Genomic DNA, 25,070 nt, shown 5'->3' with positions numbered 1-25,070 from the left:
GCGACTCCCCCTTGCAAGCTAGGGCTTGCATTTTCGAGGGCTCTGGGGCATTTTGGCTGTGCAGTTTGAGTTTTGTGCCCACCAGTTTGCCGCTGATGGACACGGTATCAGCCAAAAGCCTATGTCGTTTGCAGGTCCCGTCCTCTTTGGGCGGGATTTTGCTTTTCTAGGCGTGTTTCGCGGTCATTCCTCCTGTGTCAAAGTGGCGTATAGCCTGCGACTCGCGCGGGCGAGTCCGGGCATTCGCGATGATGACCGCCGCTCCCCAAGAGAGCAACGTCAACGCGCGACTGTGTGTTGTTTTGGGAGCACGTCCAATGCGATGATGTGGGTTTATCCATCTTTCTGAATCGTGGGGCGCTGGTCGAGTCATGTGCGCGCATCGGACAAACTGATGCGAACAGCAGGTGTCAGACATAAGGAACATAGATGTATGGGCAAAACGGAGCATCCGGCCACCAAGCCGGTGAGCAGCCCCAATAAAAGAACGAGCGAGTTGTCGGCAATCGACGGCCGCGTACTGAAAGCGCCGGAACGATTCGTGTTCGGCGCCAACGTGAGGGCGGGGCGAAACGCGCTTGGCCTGTCGCTGACCCAGATGGCTAACCTCATCGACGCTGACCGCGCCTATATCGGCAAGGTTGAGCATGGAAAGATCAACGTTTCCATTGATCGCATGTCCTCGATCGCCGAACTGTTCCGCGTGCACCTTTATGAACTCTTGCAACCCGAGTTTGCATTGAGTTATAAAAACATACGATTTCAAGATTCGCAAAACATTACGACTAAGCAGACTACGGCTCCCGCTAAAGGACGGCGACGATCTAAGGACGAATGAAATACCACCCCGGCAATTTTGCGCTGCGTGGCAAAGCCGGGGGAAAATCCAACAAGAAACATGACAGAGATGTAACCGACTCCTCACTTTTAAAGCGGCTCCTATCTCGATGCCCCGCCAGGCCCGGACGCTTGGCCAGGGGATTTTGGTTCATCCTCGGCGATGTTCTCCTTGAGCATTTTGATGCGCCGCTGCGCAGCTTGGCGTACTGCCCGCGCGCAGAAATCCGCCAGAGATTCGTTTGCCGTCAGATACCCGAGAAGTTCGGGATACACGTCCAACGAACGGATCGCGATCTCAAGCTCGGCCGCCTCTCTCATAAAATCCGATCGGTCCTCATGGTCCGCCAGCAGCGACGGAATCGCTTTGACTGCCGGCGTCGGCAACCGCACCACGACTCGCTCTGCATCCATTCGCTTACGTCCCATACGTTGGTTTGTAATGGCGGGCATCGATTCCATCAAAAGGTGACACGTTATCTTATAACGTTGCCACGATATTGACTGTGTTGCATCGATTCTGCAATATGAGAACCATGAAAAATTACAGCCGAGTGGCCAGCCTGAGCCGGAATGACGGGAGATGCTGATCGCCCCGGCCATTTTCCTCGCTCTCGCGAATCGCTGCGCCCCCGAGGTCGCACCGGGAACGCTGGCGGCGGTTGCCAGCACCGAGTCGGGGTTCAACATTTTGGCGATTCACGACAACACCACACGCCAGAGCATACGGCCCTTGGATGCGCCCGGCGCGATTGCCCTTGCCAAGCGGCTGATTGCCGCCGGGCATTCGGTTGATCTCGGCCTCATGCAGATCGATAGCGCGAACCTCACCCACTTGGGGCTGACAGTCAGCACGGCCTTTGATGCCTGTGCGTCGGTGCGGGCGGGCGGCAAGCTGCTGGCGCAGGATTACAAGCAGCCGAACGGGCAGGGGCGTCAGGCGGCGCTCCTGGCCGCGCTCTCGCGCTACAACACGGGTTCAGCCTGGCAGGGATTCCAGAACGGCTACGTCAACCGCGTGGTCTCAACCGCCAGATATGTTGTGCCTGAAATCGACTCCGCCGATAGCGTGCAAGCCCCCAAGGCCAGCGCCTCCCGTCAGGCCAGCCCGTCATCCGCCTCATCTCCTCCGCGCTCGCCATCCTGGGATGTGTTCCCGAACTCGATCGGCCCGGCTGGCTTCGCGGCGGCGCATGCGGTGACGCTTCAAGCGTCCCGCGCTTCTGGCCCCAGCGGCCCGGCTCAACCCTCAAAACAGGAAACTCACGGTGAAACAAAGGCTCACTAAGCTACGCGCTGGCGTGGCAAATATCGCGGCTGGGACGGCTAGCAAGATGGGCCGGGGCTCATGGTTACAGCCTGCCGTTATTGTGGCGGCCAGTCTCCTTCTTCCCGCCGTCGCACATGCCCAGGTGGTTTCTGGCGGCACCAGCCCCACAACCATCATCGACAACATCGCGACATTCATCCTCGGCCCGTTCGGCGAGGGCGTTGCCGTGCTCGCCGTGGCCGCAGTCGGCTTCATGTGCTGGACCGGCCGCGTGGGCTTCCACGCGATCGGCTGGCTCGCGGCCGGCCTGGTTCTGGTGTTCGGCAGCTCCTACCTCGTGACAACCTTCGTGGGCGGTGGCTGAGCCATGAGCGAAAGGCAGCGCGATCCTCTATTTGTCGCCGCGACACGGCCGGCGCTGTTTCTCGGGCTGCCGATCGAGATGGCCGTGGCAATCATCATGATCGGCGCGATGATCGTCATCTTTGGGCACAACCCCTTTTATCTGACGCTGGTGCTGCCGCTCTGGTTCGGGGCGCGCTGGCTCGTTCGCTACGACTACAACGCGCCCCGTGTGGCCTGGCTGTGGTTCCGCACCAAGGCCACCGGCGCCGGGGAAAATCAGGCTTGGGGCGGGGCATCTCCCGCGCCGTTCCCGATGAAGGTCCAGAAGGGCAGGGGGATGCGCGATGCCGGGTAATCAAATCAGGGCGGAACGCAGCGCCGAACGCTATTTGCCGTATCTCGGACATGTTCGGCCGGACATCCTGCTCATGGATGACGGCAGCGTTCTCGCCATGGCCGAAATCCCCGGCGCTCCCTATGAGCTGGCGGCCGATGCGGATCGCGCCGCGAGCCTGGTCACGGTCAATGCGCTCTGCAAAAACGTCGCGGATGACAACGTGACGCTGCATTCGGCTTTCGTGCGAGGGCCGGGGGCCGGGCAGCTCGCGCACGCGCTCATGCCCAACGAGTTCGCTGCCTCCCTCGATCGCGCCTATCGCGAGCGCGTCCTCACGGGCCGCCTCTACCAAAACACTTGGTATCTGACGGTGATTGTCTCCCCCCGCAATCCGCTGGGCGGCAAGGCGGGCGGCGCCACGGGCTCCTTGTTCGGTGGCAAACGGGAGCGCCAGAAGCCCCACGCAACCGCCGAAGGCATCCGCCAGCTAGAGGAGATTTGGCAAACCATCAGCCAAACCCTCGCCCCTTATGATGTCCGCCGGCTGGGCCTGCGGCCTGCCGCCAATGGCCAGTTCTATTTCAGTGAAATCGCCGAGGCGCTGCGCCTGATCCTGACGGGCACGGCGGCGCCGGTGCCCCTGGTCAGCGGCCCGCTCGGTGCCGCCCTCTATACCGATCGCGCGATCTTCGGCCGCCGCGCCTTTGAGCTGCGCGGGCCGGGCGTTTCCCGGTTCGGGGCGATCTTCGGCTATCGCGAGTATCCGTCCGAAACCTATGCCGGCATGTATGATGGGGTCTTTTCCCTGCCGTGCCCGGTGGTGATGGTCCACACCTTCGACTTTCACGCACGGCATACCTCTGAAAAGCGGCTCGGCCTGAAATCGGCTCAGATGACGGCCGCGAACGACAAAGCCAAATCGCAGATCAATGATCTGGCCGACGCACAGGATCATCTCGCCTCGGGCAAGATCGCCATGGGCGAGCATCACTTCTCGCTGACGGTCTATGCGGACACGATCGAGGAGCTGGATCGGCTGTCCGGCTTAACCCGCACGGTCATTGCCAATAGTGGCGGCGTCGTCGCGCAAGAGAGTGCGGGGCTGGAAGCCGCCTATTTCGCACAACTGCCGGGCAACAGAAAATGGCGCACCAGGCCGGGCACCATCACCACGCGCAATTTCGCGGCCTTCTCCGGCTTCGAGGCTTTTCCGCGCGGCCAGCGTGCCGGCAAGTGGGGGCCAGCCATGGCGCGCTTCCGCACCACGGCGGGCACGGCCTATGATTACGTGCCCCATGTCGAGGATGTCGGCATGACGGCGATCTTCGGAAAGATCGGCCAGGGCAAAACCACGTTCATGCTGTTCCTGCTGGCGCTGTTCCCGCAATATTTCGCGGCCCGCAACGGTGCCGTGGTGTTCTTCGATAAGGACCGGGGCGGCGAGCTGCTGTGCCGCGCTGTCGGCGGCCGTTATCTGGTGGTGAGGGCAGGGCGCGATAGCGGCCTGGCGCCCCTCAAGGCGCTCGACAACACCCCGGAATCGGTCGCCTTCCTCGTTCAGTGGCTAACCGCCCTGATCCAGCAAGACGGGCACGGCCCACTCCCGCCCGAGGATGACGCCCGCCTGACCCGAGGCGTTCAAGCCCTGCTGCGCCTGGCCCCGGAAATGCGCTCGCTCGCCGGGCTGCGTCAGTTCCTCGACTGGCGCAATCCGATGGGGGCAGGCGCACGCCTCGAACGCTGGTGCAAGGGCGGGTCGCTCGGCTGGGCCTTCGATGGCGAACATGATGACGTGTCGCTTGATGCAACCACGGTCGGCTTTGACCTGACGGCTATCCTCGACAATGGGACCGTCTGCGCCCCGGCCGCGAATTACCTGCTCTATCGCATCAGCCAGGCCCTCGATGGCCGCCGCTTTGTCCTGAGTTGCGATGAGTTCAATTTCTATCTGCTCAATCCGCTATTCGCCAAAATCTGGGCGGATTTCATGCTCACCGTCCGCAAGAGCAACGCCGTTGTGCTGCTGGCGACGCAAGAGCCCGCGCCGGTGCTCGATTCACCGCAGGGCGATAGCATCTTGCGCCAGTGCCAAACACTCGTGTTCTGCCCGACGCCTGGCGCCGAGGAAAACCTCTACCGCAAGCGCCTCAACTTCACGGCCGGGGAGTTCCGCGCCATCGCCGAGGACATGCTCCCCAACTCCCGGCAACTGCTCATCAAGCGGCATGGCGGCTCCGCGATCATAGATTTCGACCTTTCCGCTCTGCCTGAGTTCGTCGCGATCCTGTCGAGCCGCAAATCCTCGGTTGGGTTTGTGGAACGGCTGCGCGCCACCCATGGCGACGATCCGACGGCCTGGCTGCCGGAGTTCATGGCCCGGTTCCGCGAGGAAGTTGAATAGGAGGATCACATGCTCAAGCCCGCACGCCTGCTCGGAATTGCTTTCGCTATCGCCACACTCGGCTTTGCCTCACCCGCCTTGGCGCAAGTGCCGGTGATCGATAGCGCTTCCCTCGCCCAGCTCATCAGCCAGCTCAACGAGGCAAAACAGCAATATTCCGAGCTGGTCAGCCAATATGATGAGCTAAAATCGACCTACAACGCGCTCTCGCAGGACGTGAACCCGAACCAATGGGCGCAACAGCTCGATCAATCGGCCATGCAGGACACGGTGCCCAACACCAGCATCTTGCCGGACATGCTCGACGGTATCAGCCCGCCCTCCTCGCTGAGCGGCAATGTCGGTTCTCTCGCGCAACAATATTACAACATGAACAAGGTCTATATCCCGACCGGCTCGGATTTCGGCTCGACGCAAATGCAGCAAGGCGCCAACGAGACCGCGAATTTCGAGGCGATAGCCACGCAGAACCTGCAATCTCTGGAAGCTCGCGAGCAAGAGCTGCCGCAGATTCAGAGCCAGCTTAACAGCGCCAAGACGATCCAGCAGGTCGCCTCAATTCAGGCCCGCCTCTCCGCCGAACAGAACTATGTGCAGGCCCAGCAAGCCCAGGCGCAAAACCTGCAACTATTGGCGTTCGAGGAGAACCGCGCCGGTCAGGAGGCCGCCGCCCAAGAAAACGCACAAGGCGGAGAACAAACGCTCTCGACGCTGTGCAGCGACGCTCAAACTCTCGGCGGGGAGCCATCGGCATGTCAGGGACAATGAAACTCATCATCGCCGCCCTGATTGGTGCCGGCGTGATCGCGGGCGGTGGGGCCTACTACGTGTACGTCATCGCACCGCCATCAGTGCAGGACAAACTCGTTCCCATGCCGAATGGCGGCCGTGAGACAAACTCTCAACTCGACGCCAGCATCAGGGCCAGTTGTTTGGCTGCGGGCAAGAACGCTGTGCCCGCTTGCAAACCTTATCTTGATGGAAAGACCTCAAACTAATGAGCGTCCCCAACACGACCATCAACATCTTTGAGTTTATGTATAGCCAATACAGCACGGGATTCTTGCAATCGCTGAATAGCGATGTCGGCTCCGCGTTGTCGGCGGCTTTACCGCCTCTCTCCGCTGCCCTGGTCATCTGGGTCATCATCCTCGGCTACCTCATGATGACCGGCAGCCTGGACATACGTTACGGCATCTCAAAGGTTTCAACGATGGCGATCGTGGTGGGCATTATCGCTTCTACGTCGCTTTATGATTCCTACGTCCAGACTCTTTTTATGAAGTCTCTGCCTAGCTTCATCGCCAGCACTTTTTCGTCTGGGAATACGAGCAACATCCCGCAAAGCCTTGATCAGACCTTCAATAATTTTTGGGTTGCCGGACAAATCATCTACAAAAAGGCAAACTGCGCGACCTGCGTGCTCGAACCATATGTCCTTGGCATCGAAATCGAGCTGGTTCTTGTCGTCTTTTTCATCGCTCTTGCCCTTGTGTTCGCGGTGTATCTCATCGCGACAACACTGACGGGTCTCCTCGTCGCCATCGGGCCATTCCTGCTGATCGGATACCTCTTTGAAGCGACGAAGGGTATTCCCGAACGCTGGCTCGGCAAGCTGATCGGCCTCGCGATCCTGTTGCTCCTGATCACGGCGCTTCTATCGCTGTTCACCGGCGGCATGACTGATTTTCTGAACACCAAGGTCTCGACAACTTTCGTCGCTGACCCTGTGCAGACTGAAATCATCATCCTCGGCGAAATCGCCGCCTATACCGCCATCACGGCCTTCATCACGATCATGCTCCCTGGCATTGCCGCCTACATTGGCGGCGGTGTGGACTTCAATATTTCCGGGATCGTGAACCCGGCCAACTGGTTCAAATAATGAAGGGCTCCCGCATGTTGTCTCGACTGATCATCCTCATGTGCGCGGCCGGCCTGCTGGCGGGCTGCGCCGCCAGTGACCCGCTGGCAAAGGCTCACGGGCCGATGTTCGCCCTCAATCCCGGTCATTGGTCGCCAAGTTCAGCGCAGTTGGCGCAACCGCCGCAGGTGCCGCGCACATGAATGCGGACATGAAAAGCACGGCGCTGCCGATCGATAACGAACGGCTGGCCTCCTATTTCCAAGATGTTGAATCTTTCCAAGCCTCGGAAAAGCGCACCGCCCGCCGCTGGGGCCGTGTGGGCTGGGTGGTGGCCGGCGTGTCCCTGGCGGTCAACGTCACACTGGCCGGGGCGATCGTGATGATCCTGCCGCTCGAAAAGCTCGTGCCTGCGTTCATCACGGTAAAATCTGACGGCACCACCAGCACCACGATGAATTTCAACAGCCTTCCCAGCAATGAGAAGGCGGCGATGACCAGGGCGGCGATCTGGCAATATGTCCGTGCGCGCGAAAGCTATGACTTCGCCGACGCGCAATATCGCTATGATGTTGCCTCTCTTATGTCGAACCCCACGGTGCAAAGCACCTATCAAAGCTGGTTCCTCGACAAAGGGCCTGGCAGCACCAGCCCGCAGGTGACGGTCGGCAAAAAGGGGCAAATCAGCGTCGAGATGGTGAGCCTGTCCATGGTGCGGCCGAACGTCGCACTCGTGCGCTTCCGCCGTACCGTGACGATGTACGGCTCTGATCCGCAGACTTCGACATGGACCGCGACGGTCGGTTTTGAAAATGTCGCAACGCTGCCGGTTTCCGCCCGCCTTGCTGATCCCAGCGGGCTCATTGTGACCAACTACCAAGCCCTAAAGGATTCGCCATGAAGTGCTCGCGCAAACTCGCGACTGGCGGGCTCATTTGGCTCGGCATGATGGGGACGGCCTTTGCTGTGCAGTATCCTCAGCCGGGGCATGAAGATGCCCGCGTTCGCTACGTGCCCTATCAGTCAGGCAACGTCACTGACATCTGGACCGCGCCGGGTGCGGCGCTGACGGTCCAGTTTGGAACGGGAGAAAAGGTCGTCTCAGTCGCGGAGAGCGATAGCGCCTATCTCAAGGTCGTCCCGGTCCAGAATTACCTTTTCATCAAGCCAACTGGCATTCTGCCGGCACAGCCGATCGCGGTTCTTTGCAAAACGGCAGACGGTAAGCTCCGGCATTATTTCTTCCAGTTTGAGACCGTGAACAAGCAGCTCGGCGCCGGCGAGAATGTCGATTACGCCGTGGTGTTCACCTATCCGCACCAGGCTTATGAGCGCCAGCTCGCCAAGCGAAAGGCGGCCGAGGCGAAGGCCGTCCAGCAGGAAGCCAAAAACCGGCTTGATGAAGCGCGCGCGGTCATGAACGCGGCAACGGTCGATCGATACCAGGGGCCACGCAATTACGAGTATGTCGCCCGTGGCGATCATCAACTCGCCCCCGCCGAGGTCTGGGACAACGGCTATTCAACCGTGTTCACCTTCCCGGCCATGCAGCGCATCCCGGCCATTTTCTATGTTCAGCCGGACGGCAAGGAAGCAACTGCCAATTATTCGGTCAACGGGGATACGGTCGTTGTGCCGGGCACCGCGCCAGAATGGCGGCTGCGCGACGGGCATACGGTCCTCGATATTTACGATCTCAAATACAACCCGACCGGCGCCACGCCAGGCACACACACGATCAGCCCGGATGTCGCGCGCGAGATGAGGACGTTCAACGATGGCAAATGAGGACAAGCGGGACCGCCCTTATGGGCCGATAAGCCACGACAACGCAGCGCCGTCGCCGGTCGAACAGGAACAATCGGCGGTTGCCAGCCGGCAGCGCCTGACCGGGCGCCAAATCGGCGGCATTGCCCTGGCCTGCGCCCTCGGCGCTGGCGTCGTGCTCGTGGTAACGCAGCTCACCACCCATCATGAGCCAAAGCCTGCCAAACAGGCCGCCGTGACCGGCGGGACCGAAGGCCGGCCCTTCGTCAATAATGCGAGCGGCGGCACGGCGCCTGCCTCCAAACCTGCCGCGCTGCCCCTGCCGTCCAAGCAGAACACGGGGTTTCACAATCCGTTCCTGAACAATCAGCAGGAATCCCCTGCCATGAAGGCGCTCAAGGCACCGATCATGGCGTTCAACCAAACTGGCGGTGGAGTATCCGCGCAACCTGCCAGCAATACCGTGGGCCAGAACGGCGCTCCCACCGCTGGGCCTGTGAAACCCACGGCCTTCGCGAGCAAGCTCAACGCGGATCAGTTCAGCGCGGCCGATGCCACGATGATCGCGCATCCGAATTTCACGATCGCGGCCGGCACCATCATTCCCTGCACGCTGCAAACCGCGATCAACTCGACCCTGCCGGGCTTCGTCAAATGCGTATTACCGCAGCCCGTGCGCTCGATGAACGGCACGGTGACGTTGCTGGACAAGGGAACGCAAGTTCTGGGCGAGGTTCGCGAGGGCCTGGTGCAAGGCCAGGATCGGCTTTTCATCCTCTGGGACCGCGCGGTGACGCCGCAGAATGTCGCCATTCAGCTCGCCTCGCCGGCAGCCGATCCCCTCGGCCGGGCTGGCGTCTCGGGTGCGGTCAACAACCATTTCCTCGAACGGTTCGGCGCGGCGATCATGATGACGATCATCGGCGGCTCGATGCAGGTGGCGGCAAACGCCGCCCAGAACAGCGCCGGCAACACGTATCTGGAATATATGAACTCAAGCACAAACCAGATCGCCAACACCACGCTGCAACACACGATCGACATTCCGCCCACGCTGACCAAGCACCAGGGCGAGAATGTCTCGATCTTCGTGGCCCGCGATCTGAATTTCTCCAAGGTCTATAAGCTGTCGGTTGTCTCGCCATGAGGGAGAGCTGGCGCACCCGCCTGGACCGCCTGGCGCAAGCAGGGCAGCGGCTCAACCAGAAGATCGAAAAGGCCGCCGTCAAATACATTCAATGGCAAGATCGTCGCCACGCGCGCCGGCGGCAGAAATTTCTCCGGCAAGGCTGGCTCTACAGCACGCTTCTGGGGCTGTGGCTCGTTCTGATCATCTTGGAATTGCTGGGCCATCAATCGGCCGCGGTCATCCATAGCTCGGCCGGCCTCGGCCTGATCTTCCTGGCTCTGAAAATCTGGCACACGGCCATGGTCATCAGGGCCAAAAAGCGGGGGGAACTATGAACGACACCGAATTTTCCGATGATCTCGTTGCGGAAAGCCCGGCCGCGCCTCTGCTCCGCTTCCTGCTCGCCCCGCTGCAACCCTGGCTGAACGATGGGGCGACTGAGGAGCTGTGCATCAACAGGCCGGGCGAGTGCTGGGTGCGCCAGCGCGGCGTTTTCGAGCGATACAAGATGCCGCTCGATCGCTCGGCGCTGGAAGATATTGCCGTGCTCGCCGGCGCGCTGCGCCGTCAGGATGTTGGCCCCACGTCGCCGCTTTGTTCCACCGAACTGCCAGGCGGCGAACGGCTGCAAGTCTGTCTGCCGCCGGCCGTGCCAACGGGCACGGTCAGTCTGACGATCCGCCGGCCCGGCTCGACGGTGGCGCCGCTGTCGTCCGTCACCTCCCGGTATCAGTCGGAAGGGTGGAACACCTGGGCACAAAACCGGGAAACCCGGAATTTTGCGGAAGCCCTGGAATACTACGATTCCGGCGATCTTGAGGGCTTCCTTGCGGCGGCCGTACGCTGCCGCATGACCATCCTGCTCTGTGGTGCCACCGGCTCCGGCAAAACCACGATGAGCAAAACGCTGATCTCGGCGATCCCCATGGCGGAGCGGATCATCACGATCGAGGACACGGCGGAGCTGGTGATCCCGCAGCCGAATCATGTCCGGCTGCTCTACTCGAAAGACGGCCTCTCCACCGCGAAAATCGACGCCGAAGCGCTGTTGCAGGCCAGCCTTCGCATGCGGCCGAACCGGGTGCTCCTGCAAGAGCTGCGCGACGATGCGGCATGGACCTATGTAAACGAGGTGGTTTCCGGGCATCCGGGCTCGATCACAACCATTCACGGGGCCAATCCGGCCCAGGCGTTCAAGAAGCTGTTTTCGCTCATCAAGGGCTCCCCCAAGGGTGCTGGCTTTGATGACGCCACGCTTTGCGATCTGCTCGCGGCGGCTGTCGATCTCATCATCCCCTTCGAGACTTCCGGCAGCACCTACCGGATCGGCAAGGTCTGGTTTGGCCCTGACGCGGCCAGGCGCGGTGAAACAGCCGCCGCCCTCTTGCGGGCCGCCTGATGACCTGGCGCGGCGTGATGCGGCTCCTCGTCGGGTTGGTGCTCGGCCTGGTGTTCTTCACCGTCCTCGCCTCGATGATCTTCCTTATCGGGACCGGGCTTTTCTGGCATTTCCGGCATCCGTTCTGGCAATGGTGGCTCTATCTTTTCGAGGCCAGCGGAGACCCTGTCGTGCGGGTCTGGCTGGTCATCAGCGGCGTGCCAGCCTTCGCGATCCCCTTCCTCGCCGGGGTCATTCAGCTTGTGCGCGGCCGCCGCGTCACCGGCTGGTCACTCCGCCGCGATCACGCCCCGACAAAGCCCGTCGATGGGGTCACCGCACGATCTGTTCAAAATCGTACGCTAAGCGTTGGCGGGCTGCCTGGCGAGGGTACGATAGATGGTTGGGCGGGAGACGGAGAATAGGTCTGCGAGATCAGTGATGGAATAATTGCCAGTGTCGTACATGCGGCGCAGTTCTTTTTGTTGTCTTTCGGATAGCGTCGGCCTTTTGCCGCGTAATTTTCCTTTGGCGCGAGCGATGGCCATGCCTTCTCTGGTACGTAACCGGATCAGGTCGGCCTCAAACTCTGCGAAGGTGGCGAGAATGTTGAAGAACATCTTCCCCATTGGGTCGGTTGGGTCATAGACGGCCGCGCCGAGCGCGAGTTTGACACCGCGGGTAATGAGTTCATCGGCGATCGCACGGGCATCTGGAACGGAGCGTGCAAGGCGGTCGAGTTTTGGCACGACCAGGGTGTCGCCTTTACGCACCGCCGCCAAGGCTTGAGCAAGCCCGGGGCGGGCACGATTGGTGCCTGTGAGGCCATGGTCCGTATAGATGCGGTCCGGCTTTACCCCGAGCTGTTCGAGTTCGGCGCGTTGCGCGGCGAGATCTTGCCGGTCGGTTGAACAGCGGGCGTAACCGATCAGGGTGTGGGCCATGCGGAATTGTAACGTATGACCCCCCTTCATTGCAAAAGATATCGTACCAGTTAAATGATCCATCCGTTGCCGAGGGAAACAGCCACCAGTGCCAGGCCGTTACATCTGTCCGTTGAACGATCCTCTTGCGGACGCACGGTGGGCGCTAATTTTCTCATCAACCGGAACCCGATATGCCACTCCGCGTTCTTTTATCCGCTGAACAACGAGCCCGTTTGTTTTCAATTCCAACGGACATGGCCTCCATGAGCCGGCATTACGTACTGGATGCTGCTGACCTCGCTATGGTCAGGGTCAGACGCCGGGCAAGCAACCGGCTCGGCTTTGCCGTGCAACTCTGTGTTCTCCGCTTCCCAGGCCGCACTCTGGATCCATCGGAATATCCACCGGCGCCGGCGCTGGCTTTTGTTGCTGAACAGATCGGTGTCGATCCTTTGTTGTTTGCGGAATACGCGCGCCGTGCTGAAACCCGTCGGGAGCATTTGGTCGAGCTCCAAAAGTTCACTGGTCTGCGTAGTTTTGGCCTCGATGACTGGCGCGCCTGCCTACATGCTGGTGCGGATACGGCTTGGGCCACAGATCGCGGCGAACCCATCATCCAGGCTATGCTCGTTCATCTGAGAGAAAGCCGGGTATTGCTTCCCTCGGCGACAGTGTTGGAGCGAATTGGACTGGCCGCCCGTGTCCGAGCACGCAAGAAAACATTCGAGGTGCTGGCAGCCGGGATGGCCGATGCGGAGCGCAGTGCTCTGACCGAGCTGCTGACGGTCGATCCCGAGTTGCGTCGCTCCCGTTTTGCCTGGCTGCGGGATTATTCGGAATCACCAGCTCCCTCCAACATCGTCTCCCTGCTCGATCGCCTCGAATATGTCCGCGCCATGGGCATTGATCCCGCACGGGCTGGTCGTATCCATGCTGCCCGCCTGGTCCGGCTGACCGACGAGGGGGCGCTCATGACCGTGCAGCACATCGCCGATCTGGAGCCGGCGCGGCGCACAGCCATTCTCATTGCCCAGATCGCAAGCCTGGAAACCCGTCTGACGGACGCGACGCTTGCCATGTTCGAGAAATATGTCGGCACTTTGTTCAGCCGGGCGCGCAACCGCGATGAGCGTCGGTTTCAGGCCACGCGGCGCGATGTCGCCAAGGCGCTACTGCTGTTCCGCCGGACGATCGCCGCCCTTCGCCAGGCGAAGGAGGCCGGAGAAGATGGGATCACCGCCATCGAGCGCGAGATCGGCATGAACCAGCTCGAAGATGTGCTGCCGATCATCGGCGCCGTCGCCGATGTGGCGGATCAGGATATTTTGGTCACGGCGGCCGAGCGATATACGGTGCTCCGCCGGTTCAGCCCCCGCTTCCTGGCCGCCTTCGATTTCCGGTCGAATATGCCGAACGATCCCGTTCTGGCCGCGATCGAACTTCTCCGCGCCCTGAACCGTGGCGCGATCCGCAGCTTGCCCAAGCGGCCGCCCTCCACGTTCCTGCCGCCGCAGTGGCGGAAATTGATTTTTGCCGGCGGCACAGCCGACCGGCGGCTCTATGAAACAGCGGTGCTGGCCGTGCTGCGCGACAAGCTGCGGGGCAGTAATATCTGGGTCGCTGGCAGCCGCGATTACCAGGCGTTCGAGACCTATCTGCTTCCGGCCGGGGCGGGTGCGGCCACCGGCATCGATGGTGAGGCCGATCCCGATCGTTACGTCGCAAGCCGGGCAGAGATGCTGCGCGAGCGTCTGACCTTCGTGGCCGCCCGGGCCGCGCAGGGCGACCTCGACGGGGTGGAGATTGAGGACGGCAAACTTTTTATCGCCCGCACGCCGCCCACCGTGCCCGACGCGGCTCGCGATCTGGCGCTGCGGCTGAACAGTATGCTGCCGCGGGTGCGGATCACCGAGGTTTTGAGCGAGGTCGATGCCTGGACCGGGTTCACGGACAGGTTCGTGCATCTGCGCACCGGTAACCCCGTCACCGACAAAGCGGCCCTGCTGGCAGCGGTGCTCGCTGACGGCACCAATCTTGGCCTTGCCCGCATGGCGGACGCCTCGCGCGGTCTCAGCTATCACCACCTGGTCAATGTGGCCCAATGGCACATCAGCGATGACAATTATGTCGCCGCCCGCGCCGCCATCATCAATGCGCACCATGCACACCCCATGGCGGCAATCTGGGATGATGGGACAAGCTCGTCTTCGGACGGGCAATATTTCCGGGCCGCAGGCCGCGCCGGAGCCGGCGGCTCGGTAAACGCCAAATACGGCATCGAGCCGGGCGCGGTGATCTACACCCATGTTTCCGGTCAATACGGACCGTTCCACACGCGCGTCATCTCCGCGACGATGAGCGAGGCGCCTTATGTGCTCGACGGGCTGCTGCATCATGTCCACCAGACCGATCTGCGCATCGCCGAGCATTATACCGATACCGCCGGCGCGACCGATCATGTCTTCGGTCTCTGCCATCTGCTGGGTTACAGGTTTGCCCCCAGGATCAAGGATCTCCGGGACCGCAAGCTCTACACGATAGAAAAGCCAGGCACCTGGCCGCTGCTGGTGCCGCTCATCGGCGACGCCGTCGAAACCACCGCCATCCTCGGGCAATGGCCGGAGTTGATGCGGTTAAAGGCATCCATCAATGCCGGCACTGTTCTGCCTTCCGTCATCTTGCGGAAGCTGGCCGCCGCCGGTGGAGGAAACACTCTGTCCAGGGCGTTACGGGCTGTGGGGCGGATCGAGCGCACCCTGTTCACCCTGCAATGGCTGTCCGATCCCGCTCTGCGCCAGCGCAGTCATGCCGGGCTCAATAAGGGCGAGGCCAGCAATGCCCTGCGCCGCGCCGTATTCTTCCATCGCCAGGGTGAAATCCGCGACCGCACCTTCGAAAATCAGAGCTTCCGGGCCTCCGGGCTCAGTCTCATCACCGCCGCCATCGTCCACTGGAATACCATCTATCTCGACCAGGCCGTCCAGCACCTGCGGGCCCAGGGTACGGCAGTGCCCGATGATCTCCTGGCGCATGTCGCGCCGCTCGGATGGGAACACATCGCTCTGACCGGCGATTATGTCTGGAATCCCGCCAATCCCAATGCCAGCTTCAGGCCGCTACGCGATGTTCGCGCTCCGTTCATACCCCGCGCCGCTTAGCGTACGATTTTGAACAGATCGTGCGGTGACCCCAACAGTGGGCCACCCACTGCAATCGCGCCCTCGAGCGCGCCAGAAGCCTCGAACGGGTCGATCACCGCTCCCTCGCCGATCAGCGCCAGGCCGCCCTCGCAGCCGCAGAGAACCCCGCCCAGCCCGAACCCGACCGCATCAGGGCAGCCGCCAGAGCCATGGAACTGGACCGCGCCCCGGAACCCAAGATCGGCCCCGTCGCCATGCAGATGGCACGCCAGGGACGCGGCGCGCGGGCTCACGCCCTCCGGGACGCCATGCAGGTCAGGCAGGATCGCAGCCTGCTCCGCACCATGAGCCGCTCCTGGGAACAGGTCCGCCAGGCCGGCGCAAACCTCATGCAGACCATGCGCGAACGCCTCCCCGGCCTCGCCAGCGTGCTCAGACAGGCTTTGCCCCTGCCCTCCGCCCTGATCGCCGCAACCGCCACCCCGGACATGCAACGCGCCACCCAGATGCTGGACATCCGAGCCGCCGAGAAAATCCTCAAAACCCGCGAGCACGAGAACCAGCAACGCCAGCAGCAACGCACACCGGACCGGGGCCGGGAACGCAGCCGGGGGATCGAGATGTAGCATGGCAACCGGCAACCCCATCGTAGACGCTCTGGATGCCCTCGCCGGCGAGGTCGCCAGATGCACCGAGGCCGTGAAGGCAGCCAATCCCGACGCCCTCACCCGCTCCGTCGATCAGGCCGCCACCAAGGCCGTGACCAGCATCAATACCGCTCTGGACGGCGCCAGCGATGCCGTGACAGAGATCAAGAAAGCTGCCTCGGACACCGCTCAGGCAGCGGCCGGCGTTGTCCAGCAGGTTGCCGAGGTCCGCACCGCAACCCGCTGGCTCAGTCTGCGCTCAGTCGCCGTCCTGGCGCTGGCCGTCCTGCTGGTGGTGAGCGGCAGCATCGCCTCGATCTGGTGGGAACGGCACGAATTCCACCGCCTCCACACCAGGGTCATCGCCCTGCACGCCGAGATCCAGACCGCGCAGGCCAATCTCAAGGCACTCAAGGCCAAAGGCGCTCGGGTGGAGTGGAACACCTGCGGCGGTCATCTGTGCTTCGAGGCCAGCAGTGACCAGCACGGCGGTTGGTACACCACGAAGGGGCATATCAAGCTGGTCATCCCACGCGGCTATTAATCCAGAATGCCCATTCCAGCCCGTCAGGAGGCCGTAGAGCGGCCTTTGCGGCTCGGACACCCCAAGAAGCGGAAAACCCCTAAAACCCGTGTACGCCCGTCTGACGGGGTTTGGCGAGCATCCTCGCCGCTTCGTCCCCAATGCCGCTTTTGCTTCCCGTGCCGCTGCCCCTGACCGCCTGGCGCGGGTCGAGCGCAGCGCGGGAGACCCGTAGGGCGCAACGCGCCCGCGCTAGCCCCCACTTTCCGCCAGCGCGGCCCGTCAGGGCCGCCGCTTATGATCAAATCGCATCGCGATTTGCCGCATCTGGTTTTCCCGCACCTCCTTCCCGGCTTCGCAGCCTCGCGCGCTCGCGCACGCGTACTGCCCGTCGCCCCGGTGGGCCCACAGGGAAGTTCGGGCCGCTCGCTTCGCCTCCCTTCGGGCGGCTTGCGGCCCTCGTTCCCTGTGGACTACCGGGACGACAAAAATGAGGGGGAGCCCCAGTCCTAAGATCATAAAGAGGGGCCGAAAAAATTTCCAATTAAATCAGTTGGTTATATGGGGGGGTGCGGACACAGCTTGTGTCCGCACCCCCGGACACAAGCTGTGTCCGGGGTCTGTCCAAAAACTTGACAAGGCAGTCTTTTAATCGGACAAATTTGGAGTCACGATTTTGGACAGAAAAGTACATAAACATGACTGGTTTGACCGCACCCCCGGACATCATCGGAACCCCCGTTAAGCTTAAACCTGGTCAGTGGGTACAAACCGAGCGCAAGGCGCATGAAGCTTGGGCGAATTTGATAGCCAGAAAGCCTCGTGCAGCCATGCTACTGCATCATCTGGTGGCCCAGATGGGCCACCAGAATGCTGTAGTAATCGGCCAAAAAACACTGGCAAAAATCATGGGCACCCACGAGCGCACCGTCCGCCGTGCTGTTGCCGATCTTGTTGAAGAACGGTGGATTCAGATCGTTCGGATCGGCAGCGGCAAGGAAGCAGCTTACGTAGTCAACGACAGAGTGGCTTGGGGACAGCCCCGCGATCAGCTGCGCCTTTCGACATTCTCGGCAACAGTCGTGGCCGACTTGGAAGACCAGGATACGACCTCGCTTGATTATGCCGATCTACGCCGCATTCCCACGTTATTTCCCGGCGAAAGACAGATGCCGATAGGGGATGGTGAACCCCCTCCATCCCAACCTAGTCTCGATGGACTAGAGCCGGATCTACCCACCCGGCAGCCTCACGCCTTCCGTGTGGAGAATGCCAAATGAGCAATTCTACCCTTTATGACCGCGACTTCTACGCCTGGGCGAATGAACAGGCGGCACTTTTGCGGGCGGGCCGTCTGTCCGAGGCGGATATCCAACATGTCGCCGAGGAGATCGAAACCATGGGCAAGACGGAGAAGCGTGAACTGGTCAGCCGCCTGAAAGTTTTGCTGATGCATCTGCTGAAATGGCAATTTCAGCCGGGCGGTCGTTCGACCAGTTGGCGGCTGACCATTGCTGAACAGCGTCGGGAGGTTGTGGATCACCTAGCGGACAACCCTAGCCTCAAGGCAAAACTGCCGGAGGCCATGGAAAGTGCCTATGGAGGAGCCATTCTAGCGGCGGCTCGTGAGACAAACCTCGATCTGATCACATTTCCATCCGCCTGCCCCTGGTCCTTTGAACAGGTTATGGACGCTGAATTCTGGCCCGGTGAGGGGTGATCATGGGTCGGCGATCACGCGGCTGGCGAAGGTGCTGAGGCAAGTATTCGCGGTGCCCTGGCGCGCCTGTGGCGGGGTGCTTTGACAGTCTCTGTGGCGGGGTTACTCTGGGCTCGGGCGCCGTGCCGGGCGGCGACTATGTGACGACTTCCCGGCGACTTCCGGGGCGTTTCCATAATACGGATTCTGGAGCAGGCGTTCCGTCTATTCGGACTCGTTCTGCCTGAGAGTAGAATTGGAGATCGCCGAGTCGTGGATCCTGGCTGATTAAGGTTGCGCAGCCAGAAGATCGTGAAAATCAGCCATGCGGAATTTCCGCTGTTCCGCGGGTCTTGACATCAATAAGATCGAAAATAAAAAAAGTGTAATATTTTCGACAAGAAAGGACCCTTGGGATGGTGCCGCTGCGGCAACGCCTTATTCGTGCTGTGGATTGCATCAGCTCGAAAAGCGTCATTTTCTATGATCGTCCGATCGCGTCTTTTGCTGTTGTGATGATTAGCGCCATCGTGGTCATGGACATAGCCCTCTATCTTCACGGCCATTACCGTGCCCTGTAGCGAGGAACAGGTAGAATCCCAGTGCCGATGATTCGGACCGCGCTCTGAATTCATCAGGCTGGTTGTAATACATGCTTTTGTAGGACCGGAGCGTCGAGCCGAGAGATTGTTCGATGTGGCACGAATGACGGTCGACTAGCTCAGCTTCCTCGTGCCGTGTGCGCCGGCAATTCAAAGCCAGATGAACAACGCCAGAATGGCAGCCCAGGCCGCAATCGAGACGAGAAAAATCAATAGCGCCGCCTTCGGCCAGGCGAGCTGTTCAGCACCCTCGGGGCGCATGTATCTTGCCGCGGAACTCAGACGCGAAATAACTCCGACATCAATTTGCATCAATTTGCCCGAGGTTGTTATCAAAGCGGACGTTGAATCAGCCAAATCCTCCCGAGTCACCTCACATTCGGTTTATCAATCAATGGGCTTGCTTTGTTCTGATAGGTCACTTTAATCGTCAGTAAAGTCCAGTCGGTGCGTAATTTACGAATTTCGCACCACACCCGCCCCATAGGCCGGAAGTAGGAATTTCAGGTGCAGAAGTCCGGTGCAGCGGCCTCCTGCTATTTCAGAACGTCGCCAGCCAGAAACCGCACCAGACGGCCTTTGATACCCGGCAGGGCCTTGGCCTGCCTGATGGCCGCCTCCGCCTTCTCCGCACGCCGCTGCGCCGCCGTCACCCGTTCCTCAGCTTCCTGGGCAGACTTGGCAGCCTTCTGAGCCTCCTCGGCGCTAGCCCGGACTCTCTCCTGCTCAACCTCCAAGGCTCGCCGCCGTCGCTCCGATGCCTCAATCACAATCGCCAGCCGTGCCTCCGCCTGACGCTCAACTTCCACGATCCGGGCTTTGGCGGCTTCCAGTTCAACAGCAAGATCGGGTGACACCTCATCCGGCGCGGGCTCATTCGCCCCGCCAGCCCGACGCAGCGCCGCCCGTGGCTCTAGAGGGTCATCGTCGCGGATCATCAGGCTAGCCGCTTGTTTCAGCAACGGGTGGGCCTGCTCCGGAGCCATAAGCAGGACTTGCTTGATCCCGCGCTCTGCTAGCGCCGCCCGGCGCCGGGCGGCGCGCTCTCGATTCCCGTCTCTGCTGTTCTTCGCCATGACTAATCATGGCACATATCGCTCTGATATCCCATGACTAATCATGGCTTGGCGTGACTAGTCATGGCTACTCCGGAAAGAAAGCTCTGCCGATCATGGGCTGTCGTCACCATCCGGGCTTAAGGTTCCGTCGCCGGATACGCCCACCTGGCCGGGACGGTCTGGTCGAGGCGGCAGTCCGAACACCTCGCGGTCGACAGGACGGACAAGATGCTTGTCGAGCAGGGCTTGGAGCCGCTGCTTCGCGGCCTCAGACCGCTCCGCTTCCGCAAGGATGACCGCGCCAACCAGCACCTTGCGGCGGGTCTCCTCCTTGCGGGCGCGTTCTTTCGAACGCGCCTTCACCGCGTTGATCCGCATCTCGATCTCACGCTGCTTCGCAGTGAGATCAGCAAGGATTTCGTCGTCCGTCCGCTTTGCCATGACACAAAAACTAGTCGGGGTTCCAAGGGGCGCGCAAGCCCATTGGTGGGGGACGCCCGCAGGGCGGGGGCAACGCCCCCAGGACTGCCGCGTGTGTTGCGCAGCAACACGTAACCGCGCACTCAATCCTTTCGTGGTTGTTCATGACGCCAAAATAGCCTAACCTGATTTCCTCATTCGTCGAGATCGTTCTGTGGCAATCTATCGTTGCGAGATCAAGAATATCAGCCGGGGTCAGGGTCGATCCTGCGTCGCCGCTGCCGCCTATCGGCATCGCACCAGCCTGCACGACCAGCGCCAGGAACTGGATCATGCCTACACCCACAAGGGCGACGTCGAACTCTCCGAGATCGTCGCACCAGAGAACGCGCCCGAATGGGTCCACGATCGCGAACGCCTGTGGAATGCCGCCGATGCCGCCGAGAAGCGCAAGGATGCCCGCACCGCCAAGGAAGTCCTGGTCGCCCTCCCGCGCGAACTGAACACCGCCGAACAGGCCGGTCTGGTCCGCGAGTTCGCCCGCGCCGAGTTCGCCAGCAAGGGCCTCGTCGCCGATATCGCCATCCACGCCCCCAAGGCACAGGACGGCGAGACGCAACCTCACGCCCACATCATGCTCACCACCCGCCCCCTGGAGAACGGCAGCTTCGCCAAGGGCAAGGACTACAGCCTCGACAAGCCCCCCGGCATCGAGGCCATCCGCGATGCGCCGATCCGTGCCCCAACCGACAACCACGGGCATGCCCGCTGGATGACGATGGAGGAGGCCCGCGCCCGGTTTCCGGGGCCTACCCCGGAATATGGCGGGCTTGTCGTGGGCGAGGCTTACGAGGTTCACCGCGATAGCGTTGCCAGCATGCCGTTCCGGCCGAAGGATCGTGCAAGCTGGGGGCAGGGGGGCAAGGCACCTCTGCTTATCGATCCATGCGAGATTGGCTCAACACATTGCATGATGTTCGCCGGATCGGGCGGCTATAAGACGACAACGGCCATTTCCACACTGCTGACATGGACAGGCTCGGCCATTGTCCTTGACCCCTCGGTGGAGCTGGGGCCGATGCTGCGCCAGGCGCGCGAGGCCATGGGCCACAAGGTCTATATGCTTGATCCCCGCACGGCCCGCGAAGTCGGGTTTAACGTGCTGGACTGGATCGATGTATCCTCCCTGCTCGCGGAAATCGACGTGCAGGCCGTGGTTGAGTGGGTTTGCGGCGATACCAAGCAAGGCGGCGATGAGAACGCCTCCTTCTTCAAGAACAGCGGCAAGGAGCTGGTGACGGCGCTGCTCGCGCACATGCTCTGGGATGAACGCCTGGAACCGCACGAAAAGACCTTGCGCGCTGTCCGCGCGGCCATCGTCACCCCTGAAAAAGAGCTGCGGAACATCCTGGCCCATATTCACAAGAACTCGCAAAGCCGTCTGGCCCGTGACCTGGCCGGGAGCTTGAAGGACATTGTGGATGAGACCTTTAGCGGCATCTACAAAAACGCCACCCAAGACACGGCTTGGCTTTCCACCGCCGCTTATGCGGATCTCGTCTCCGGCAACACGTTCCGGTGCGCTGAGCTGACGCTCGGCAAGGCCACGGTTTTCATCAACATTCCGCTCAAGGCGCTCGATGCTACACCGGCCGTCGCCCGCGTCATCACGGGCGCCCTGCTGAACGCGGCTTACGAAGCGGATGGCGCGATCGAAGGCCGCGTGTTGTTCCTGCTCGATGAGGCCGCCCGCCTCGGCCCCATGAAAATCCTCGAAACCGCCCGCGACTGTGCCCGGAAATACAAGATTACGCTGTTTCCGTTCTATCAGTCGATCGGCCAGCTTCGCGAGCTGTTCGGCCAGGACGGCCCGGCCAAGTGGTTTGAATCAGTCAGCTGGTATGGCTTCGCCGGCGTCAAAACTAAGGCCGTCGCCGAGGAGCTGGCTGCGGCGATCGGTGAATATGGCGTGCTGGCCTGGTCGGAAGGCTCGAACACCGGCAACTCGGCAAAGGGCCTGGAAGCGGGCACGCGCTCGACCGGCCAGACCAAAACCTATCATGAGCTGAAACGCCAACTCATCCGCGCCGAGGAAATCATGCACGACATGCGGGACGATGAGCAGATCATCTTCCCGAAATCCGGCCGGCCGCTGCGCTGCGGCCGGGCCATTTATTTCCGGCGGCCTGAGATGGCCGTCCGTGTGGGCGAGAATCGGTTTGCTGGCAAGGCCATCAAAGCGGCTGAATAGGAGCGGATAACGTACGATCAAAACGCGCGGCCGATCAGGATTTCGTCGGCCCGCGTCGTATAGCGGGGCGAAAGCTGCTGTTGCCTGGCCCGCCACGGCCGGGCGGTCCCTGTCGATGCCATTCGCATCGTCTCTCGGCCGAACCTGGCATTGACAGCATCCATAGCCGCCATCGCGGCAGCGGATTTCACCTTGTCTCGGGTGGCAAACAGCATTGGTTGCTGGCCTGCCGGCGTCAGATCATTCAGCATCACGCCGGCCTTGAAGTAGCGGAAACCAGGCCGCCAGACAGCGCGCAACAAGCGCACGGCCTCGCCGATCAGTGCGCCAGTGTCAGCGGTCGGTTCAATCTCGGCCGCCCGCTGCGCGGAATACCAAGGGTCGCCGTTATGGGGATTGGTATGCGCGAAAACGGCGATCTGCCCAGCCTCAAGCCCCTCGGCACGCAGCTTTTCAGCCGCGCGGGCCGTGTAACTCGTCAACGCCTCGCGAAGCCCAGGCCATGTCTCAATAAGGCTGCCAAAGGTTCGCGTCACGGCGATGCCCTGTCGCGTCGGCGCCATGAGGGACAAAGGAAGGCATGAAACACCGCGCAACTCGGCATGGACGCGCGCGCCGGTCACGGTCAGCAGGTCGCGCACGGCTTGGGGGTCATGGCTGACGAAATCCGCGATCGTCTCGATCCCCGCACCCGCCAGCTTCGCGGCAGCCCTATTACCAATGCCCCAGACATCCGCCACGGGCAGCATCGTGAAGTAAGCTGCCCGATCGGCCGGGCACTGCAAATCGCACACCCCGCCCAAGGCCGGGGTGTTCTTGGCGATGCGGTTAGCCAGCTTGGCGAGGGTCTTGGTCGGTCCAATGCCGATGCAGGTTGGAATTTTGGCAAGCTGGCGCACATCGCGCCGAAGATCGCGGCAAAAGCGATCGAGGTCAGCGATGCCTGTCAGATCAAGGAACATCTCATCGATCGAGTATGGCTCCACGGCGGGCACCCGCTCCGTGAGCACGTCATAGACGCGCCGGCTCATATCCCCATACAGGGCATAATTGCTGGATCGCCAGGCAACCGCCTGGCTCCCCGGCCGCTTACGGAACAGATGCCACGGCTCGCCCATTTTGACGCCGAGGGCTTTGGCCTCTGGGCTGCGGGCGATGGCACAACCATCATTGTTGCTGAGCACCACAAGCGGCTTCGCGCGAAGCTCGGGCGCGAAAGCCTGCTCCGCCGAACAATAGAAGCTGTTGCCGTCGATCAGCGCGAAGGTCGGCATGGCTAGACTTTCGTGCGGACCAGGCCGGTGACAACGGCCCAGATTTCGGCGTCATCCCCCTCAACAGCCAAGGGCGCCGTGTCCGGCCTCCCCGAAAGCAGCCACCAATGCCCGCGCCGGTAGGCGAGCTGCGCCACGAGAACATCGCCGGCAAGCATCACCACGGCCACCTGGCCTGCCGCAGGCGGCTTTGCGGCATCAGCGATCAAAATATCCCCTGACAGGATACCTCGGCCGGCCAGCGCATCACCCATGACGCGCACGGGGTAACGGCTCGGTTGCCGCAGGTCGAGAATGGCGGCAAGGTCGATCGGTCCTTCCAGGCCATCCCCGGCCGGACTGACAAAACCTGTAGTATTTCCGCCATTATATCCAACCATAACCCCTCCCGAGAGTTTGGGAACATAACGAGAACATAATAGCGGGGCAAGCGGAAAGGATCGAGGAGGGGTTATGTGTGGTCGGTTTGCCAGCGTTCAGCCACCAGATGCGATGCGGGCCTTGTTCCGCACCACGAACCCACTTCCCGATATTGCACAGCCATCATGGAACATCGCGCCCTCGCAGCCAGCTCTTGCCGTCCGCCGTCACCCGGAAACCGGCGCCCGGCATCTGGATCTGCTGCTTTGGGGGCTCGTTCCGCATTGGACGAAAGACCTGAAGGCCGCCCGTCGCCCGATCAACGCGCGCGCCGAAACCATCGCCAGCTCGCCGATGTTCGGCAGCGCCTTCGTCACCCGGCGCTGCCTAGTCCCGGTTGATGCCTGGTATGAGTGGCAGGTAACACCGGAGGGCAAGCAACCCTTTGCCTTCGCCCGGCCGGATCGGGAAACCATGGCGTTTGCTGGTCTATGGGAAAGCTGGATGACACCAGGCATGGCGAAAGTGCTTCGCACCTTCGCCATCATCACCACAACCGCCAATGCCACGGCAGCGCCCGTGCATGACCGCATGCCCGTCATCGTTCAGCGTGAGGATTGGCCGGTCTGGTTGGGCGAAGCTGCGGGAAATGCAGCCGAACTTTTGCACCATGCGCCGGCTGGGCTGGTTGAGACATGGCCAGTAGGAAGGGGCGTCAATTCACCTCGGAACAACGGGCCTGAGCTACTAGCGCCGGCAAAAGAATAAGCCGGACTAAAACTCAGGGGCCGATTCAATCCGGTTTGGAAGAAGATCGCAGGATTGGACGTCAAACATCCACA

General features: G+C 61.6%; 27 protein-coding genes. 21 read left to right on the top strand and 6 right to left on the bottom strand.

The features are described from left to right. Nucleotides 1–433 precede the first annotated feature (433 nt). Entirely contained in the window at nt 434–838 is a 405-nt protein-coding gene (locus tag ACMV_RS19420; protein WP_013641267.1) for a helix-turn-helix domain-containing protein, read from the top strand. A gap of 101 nt (nt 839–939) precedes the next feature. On the opposite strand, the gene ACMV_RS18680 is transcribed toward ACMV_RS19420, so the two are convergent. After that, the gene (locus ACMV_RS18680; protein ID WP_013641266.1) at nt 940–1,251 is read right to left on the bottom strand and encodes a hypothetical protein; all 312 of its coding nucleotides are present in this window, start codon (nt 1,249–1,251) and stop codon (nt 940–942) included. Nucleotides 1,252–1,420: 169 nt separating this feature from the next. On the opposite strand from ACMV_RS18680, the gene ACMV_RS18675 reads away from it, so the two are divergent. The 13 genes from ACMV_RS18675 (at nt 1,421) to ACMV_RS21035 (ending at nt 11,753) form a co-directional block, all read left to right on the top strand. Then, on the top strand, nt 1,421–2,125 hold the full coding sequence (locus ACMV_RS18675; RefSeq protein ID WP_013641265.1) for a lytic transglycosylase domain-containing protein: 705 nt from the start codon (nt 1,421–1,423) through the stop codon (nt 2,123–2,125). Between the two features lie 46 nt (nt 2,126–2,171). Further along, nucleotides 2,172–2,471, top strand: a complete 300-nt coding sequence (locus ACMV_RS18670; RefSeq protein WP_041665822.1) for a TrbC/VirB2 family protein — start codon at nt 2,172–2,174, stop codon at nt 2,469–2,471. Between the two features lie 3 nt (nt 2,472–2,474). Further along, nucleotides 2,475–2,807, top strand: coding sequence for a type IV secretion system protein VirB3 (locus ACMV_RS18665; protein WP_013641263.1), 333 nt, complete (start codon nt 2,475–2,477; stop codon nt 2,805–2,807). Further along, entirely contained in the window at nt 2,797–5,190 is a 2,394-nt protein-coding gene (locus tag ACMV_RS18660) for a VirB4 family type IV secretion/conjugal transfer ATPase (RefSeq protein WP_013641262.1), read from the top strand. The genes ACMV_RS18665 and ACMV_RS18660 overlap by 11 nt, the downstream gene beginning before the upstream one ends. A 9-nt stretch (nt 5,191–5,199) precedes the next feature. Continuing rightward, nucleotides 5,200–5,958: a type IV secretion system protein gene (locus ACMV_RS18655; protein WP_013641261.1), complete on the top strand. Its 759-nt coding sequence runs from the start codon at nt 5,200–5,202 to the stop codon at nt 5,956–5,958. Then, nucleotides 5,955–6,188 carry a hypothetical protein gene (locus ACMV_RS20400; protein WP_013641260.1) on the top strand — a complete coding sequence of 78 codons (234 nt, stop codon included), beginning with the start codon at nt 5,955–5,957 and terminating at the stop codon, nt 6,186–6,188. Before ACMV_RS18655 ends, ACMV_RS20400 begins: the two co-directional genes overlap by 4 nt. Then, nucleotides 6,188–7,075 (top strand): type IV secretion system protein, encoded by an 888-nt coding sequence (locus ACMV_RS18650; protein WP_013641259.1) that lies wholly within the window; start codon nt 6,188–6,190, stop codon nt 7,073–7,075. The genes ACMV_RS20400 and ACMV_RS18650 overlap by 1 nt, the downstream gene beginning before the upstream one ends. A 178-nt stretch (nt 7,076–7,253) precedes the next feature. Further along, entirely contained in the window at nt 7,254–7,955 is a 702-nt protein-coding gene (locus tag ACMV_RS18645) for a type IV secretion system protein VirB8 (RefSeq protein WP_013641257.1), read from the top strand. Further along, complete coding sequence (locus ACMV_RS18640) at nt 7,952–8,842, top strand: TrbG/VirB9 family P-type conjugative transfer protein (protein WP_013641256.1); 891 nt, start codon at nt 7,952–7,954, stop codon at nt 8,840–8,842. Before ACMV_RS18645 ends, ACMV_RS18640 begins: the two co-directional genes overlap by 4 nt. After that, nucleotides 8,832–9,968 carry a type IV secretion system protein VirB10 gene (virB10, locus tag ACMV_RS18635; protein ID WP_013641255.1) on the top strand — a complete coding sequence of 379 codons (1,137 nt, stop codon included), beginning with the start codon at nt 8,832–8,834 and terminating at the stop codon, nt 9,966–9,968. The genes ACMV_RS18640 and virB10 overlap by 11 nt, the downstream gene beginning before the upstream one ends. After that, complete coding sequence (locus ACMV_RS18630; protein ID WP_013641254.1) at nt 9,965–10,285, top strand: hypothetical protein; 321 nt, start codon at nt 9,965–9,967, stop codon at nt 10,283–10,285. Before virB10 ends, ACMV_RS18630 begins: the two co-directional genes overlap by 4 nt. Next, entirely contained in the window at nt 10,282–11,349 is a 1,068-nt protein-coding gene (virB11, locus tag ACMV_RS18625; protein WP_013641253.1) for a P-type DNA transfer ATPase VirB11, read from the top strand. The genes ACMV_RS18630 and virB11 overlap by 4 nt, the downstream gene beginning before the upstream one ends. Then, a complete protein-coding gene (locus tag ACMV_RS21035; protein ID WP_041665815.1) occupies nt 11,349–11,753 on the top strand; it encodes a hypothetical protein in 405 nt (134 codons plus the stop codon). Before virB11 ends, ACMV_RS21035 begins: the two co-directional genes overlap by 1 nt. Here the strand turns inward: ACMV_RS21035 and ACMV_RS20390 are convergent. After that, nucleotides 11,691–12,272 (bottom strand): recombinase family protein, encoded by a 582-nt coding sequence (locus ACMV_RS20390; RefSeq protein ID WP_013635075.1) that lies wholly within the window; start codon nt 12,270–12,272, stop codon nt 11,691–11,693. The genes ACMV_RS21035 and ACMV_RS20390 overlap by 63 nt on opposite strands. Nucleotides 12,273–12,445: 173 nt before the next feature. On the opposite strand from ACMV_RS20390, the gene ACMV_RS18615 reads away from it, so the two are divergent. The 5 genes from ACMV_RS18615 to ACMV_RS18600 all read left to right on the top strand — a co-directional run bounded on the left by ACMV_RS18615 (nt 12,446) and on the right by ACMV_RS18600 (nt 18,284). After that, nucleotides 12,446–15,412: a Tn3 family transposase gene (locus tag ACMV_RS18615; protein ID WP_013635074.1), complete on the top strand. Its 2,967-nt coding sequence runs from the start codon at nt 12,446–12,448 to the stop codon at nt 15,410–15,412. A gap of 191 nt (nt 15,413–15,603) precedes the next feature. Beyond that, entirely contained in the window at nt 15,604–16,020 is a 417-nt protein-coding gene (locus tag ACMV_RS18610; protein ID WP_081479294.1) for a molybdopterin-guanine dinucleotide biosynthesis protein MobA, read from the top strand. Between the two features lies 1 nt (nt 16,021). Then, nucleotides 16,022–16,585 carry a hypothetical protein gene (locus tag ACMV_RS18605; protein WP_013641251.1) on the top strand — a complete coding sequence of 188 codons (564 nt, stop codon included), beginning with the start codon at nt 16,022–16,024 and terminating at the stop codon, nt 16,583–16,585. Between the two features lie 677 nt (nt 16,586–17,262). Next, nucleotides 17,263–17,844: a helix-turn-helix domain-containing protein gene (locus tag ACMV_RS20380; RefSeq protein WP_013641249.1), complete on the top strand. Its 582-nt coding sequence runs from the start codon at nt 17,263–17,265 to the stop codon at nt 17,842–17,844. Next, the gene (locus tag ACMV_RS18600) at nt 17,841–18,284 is read left to right on the top strand and encodes a DUF29 domain-containing protein (RefSeq protein WP_013641248.1); all 444 of its coding nucleotides are present in this window, start codon (nt 17,841–17,843) and stop codon (nt 18,282–18,284) included. The genes ACMV_RS20380 and ACMV_RS18600 overlap by 4 nt, the downstream gene beginning before the upstream one ends. Before the next feature lie 1,117 nt (nt 18,285–19,401). On the opposite strand, the gene ACMV_RS18590 is transcribed toward ACMV_RS18600, so the two are convergent. Both ACMV_RS18590 and ACMV_RS18585 read right to left on the bottom strand, forming a co-directional pair. Next, complete coding sequence (locus ACMV_RS18590) at nt 19,402–19,941, bottom strand: hypothetical protein (RefSeq protein WP_013641246.1); 540 nt, start codon at nt 19,939–19,941, stop codon at nt 19,402–19,404. Between the two features lie 93 nt (nt 19,942–20,034). Then, nucleotides 20,035–20,364: a hypothetical protein gene (locus ACMV_RS18585; RefSeq protein WP_013641245.1), complete on the bottom strand. Its 330-nt coding sequence runs from the start codon at nt 20,362–20,364 to the stop codon at nt 20,035–20,037. A gap of 193 nt (nt 20,365–20,557) precedes the next feature. On the opposite strand from ACMV_RS18585, the gene mobQ reads away from it, so the two are divergent. Next, nucleotides 20,558–22,594: a MobQ family relaxase gene (gene mobQ / locus ACMV_RS18580; protein WP_013641244.1), complete on the top strand. Its 2,037-nt coding sequence runs from the start codon at nt 20,558–20,560 to the stop codon at nt 22,592–22,594. Between the two features lie 17 nt (nt 22,595–22,611). On the opposite strand, the gene ACMV_RS18575 is transcribed toward mobQ, so the two are convergent. Together ACMV_RS18575 and ACMV_RS18570 are read right to left on the bottom strand one after the other, a co-directional pair. Beyond that, complete coding sequence (locus tag ACMV_RS18575) at nt 22,612–23,868, bottom strand: Y-family DNA polymerase (RefSeq protein WP_013641243.1); 1,257 nt, start codon at nt 23,866–23,868, stop codon at nt 22,612–22,614. 2 nt (nt 23,869–23,870) lie between these two features. After that, nucleotides 23,871–24,248, bottom strand: a complete 378-nt coding sequence (locus ACMV_RS18570) for a LexA family protein (RefSeq protein WP_013641242.1) — start codon at nt 24,246–24,248, stop codon at nt 23,871–23,873. Between the two features lie 73 nt (nt 24,249–24,321). Here ACMV_RS18570 and ACMV_RS20375 point away from each other — a divergent pair, with 73 nt between their 5' ends. Then, the gene (locus ACMV_RS20375; RefSeq protein WP_013641241.1) at nt 24,322–24,996 is read left to right on the top strand and encodes an SOS response-associated peptidase; all 675 of its coding nucleotides are present in this window, start codon (nt 24,322–24,324) and stop codon (nt 24,994–24,996) included. Nucleotides 24,997–25,070: the final 74 nt, after the last annotated feature.

Origin of the sequence: Acidiphilium multivorum AIU301 (assembly GCF_000202835.1) — a bacterium.
GTDB lineage: Bacteria > Pseudomonadota > Alphaproteobacteria > Acetobacterales > Acetobacteraceae > Acidiphilium > Acidiphilium multivorum.
This window is presented reverse-complemented; position numbering and strand designations above follow the sequence as displayed.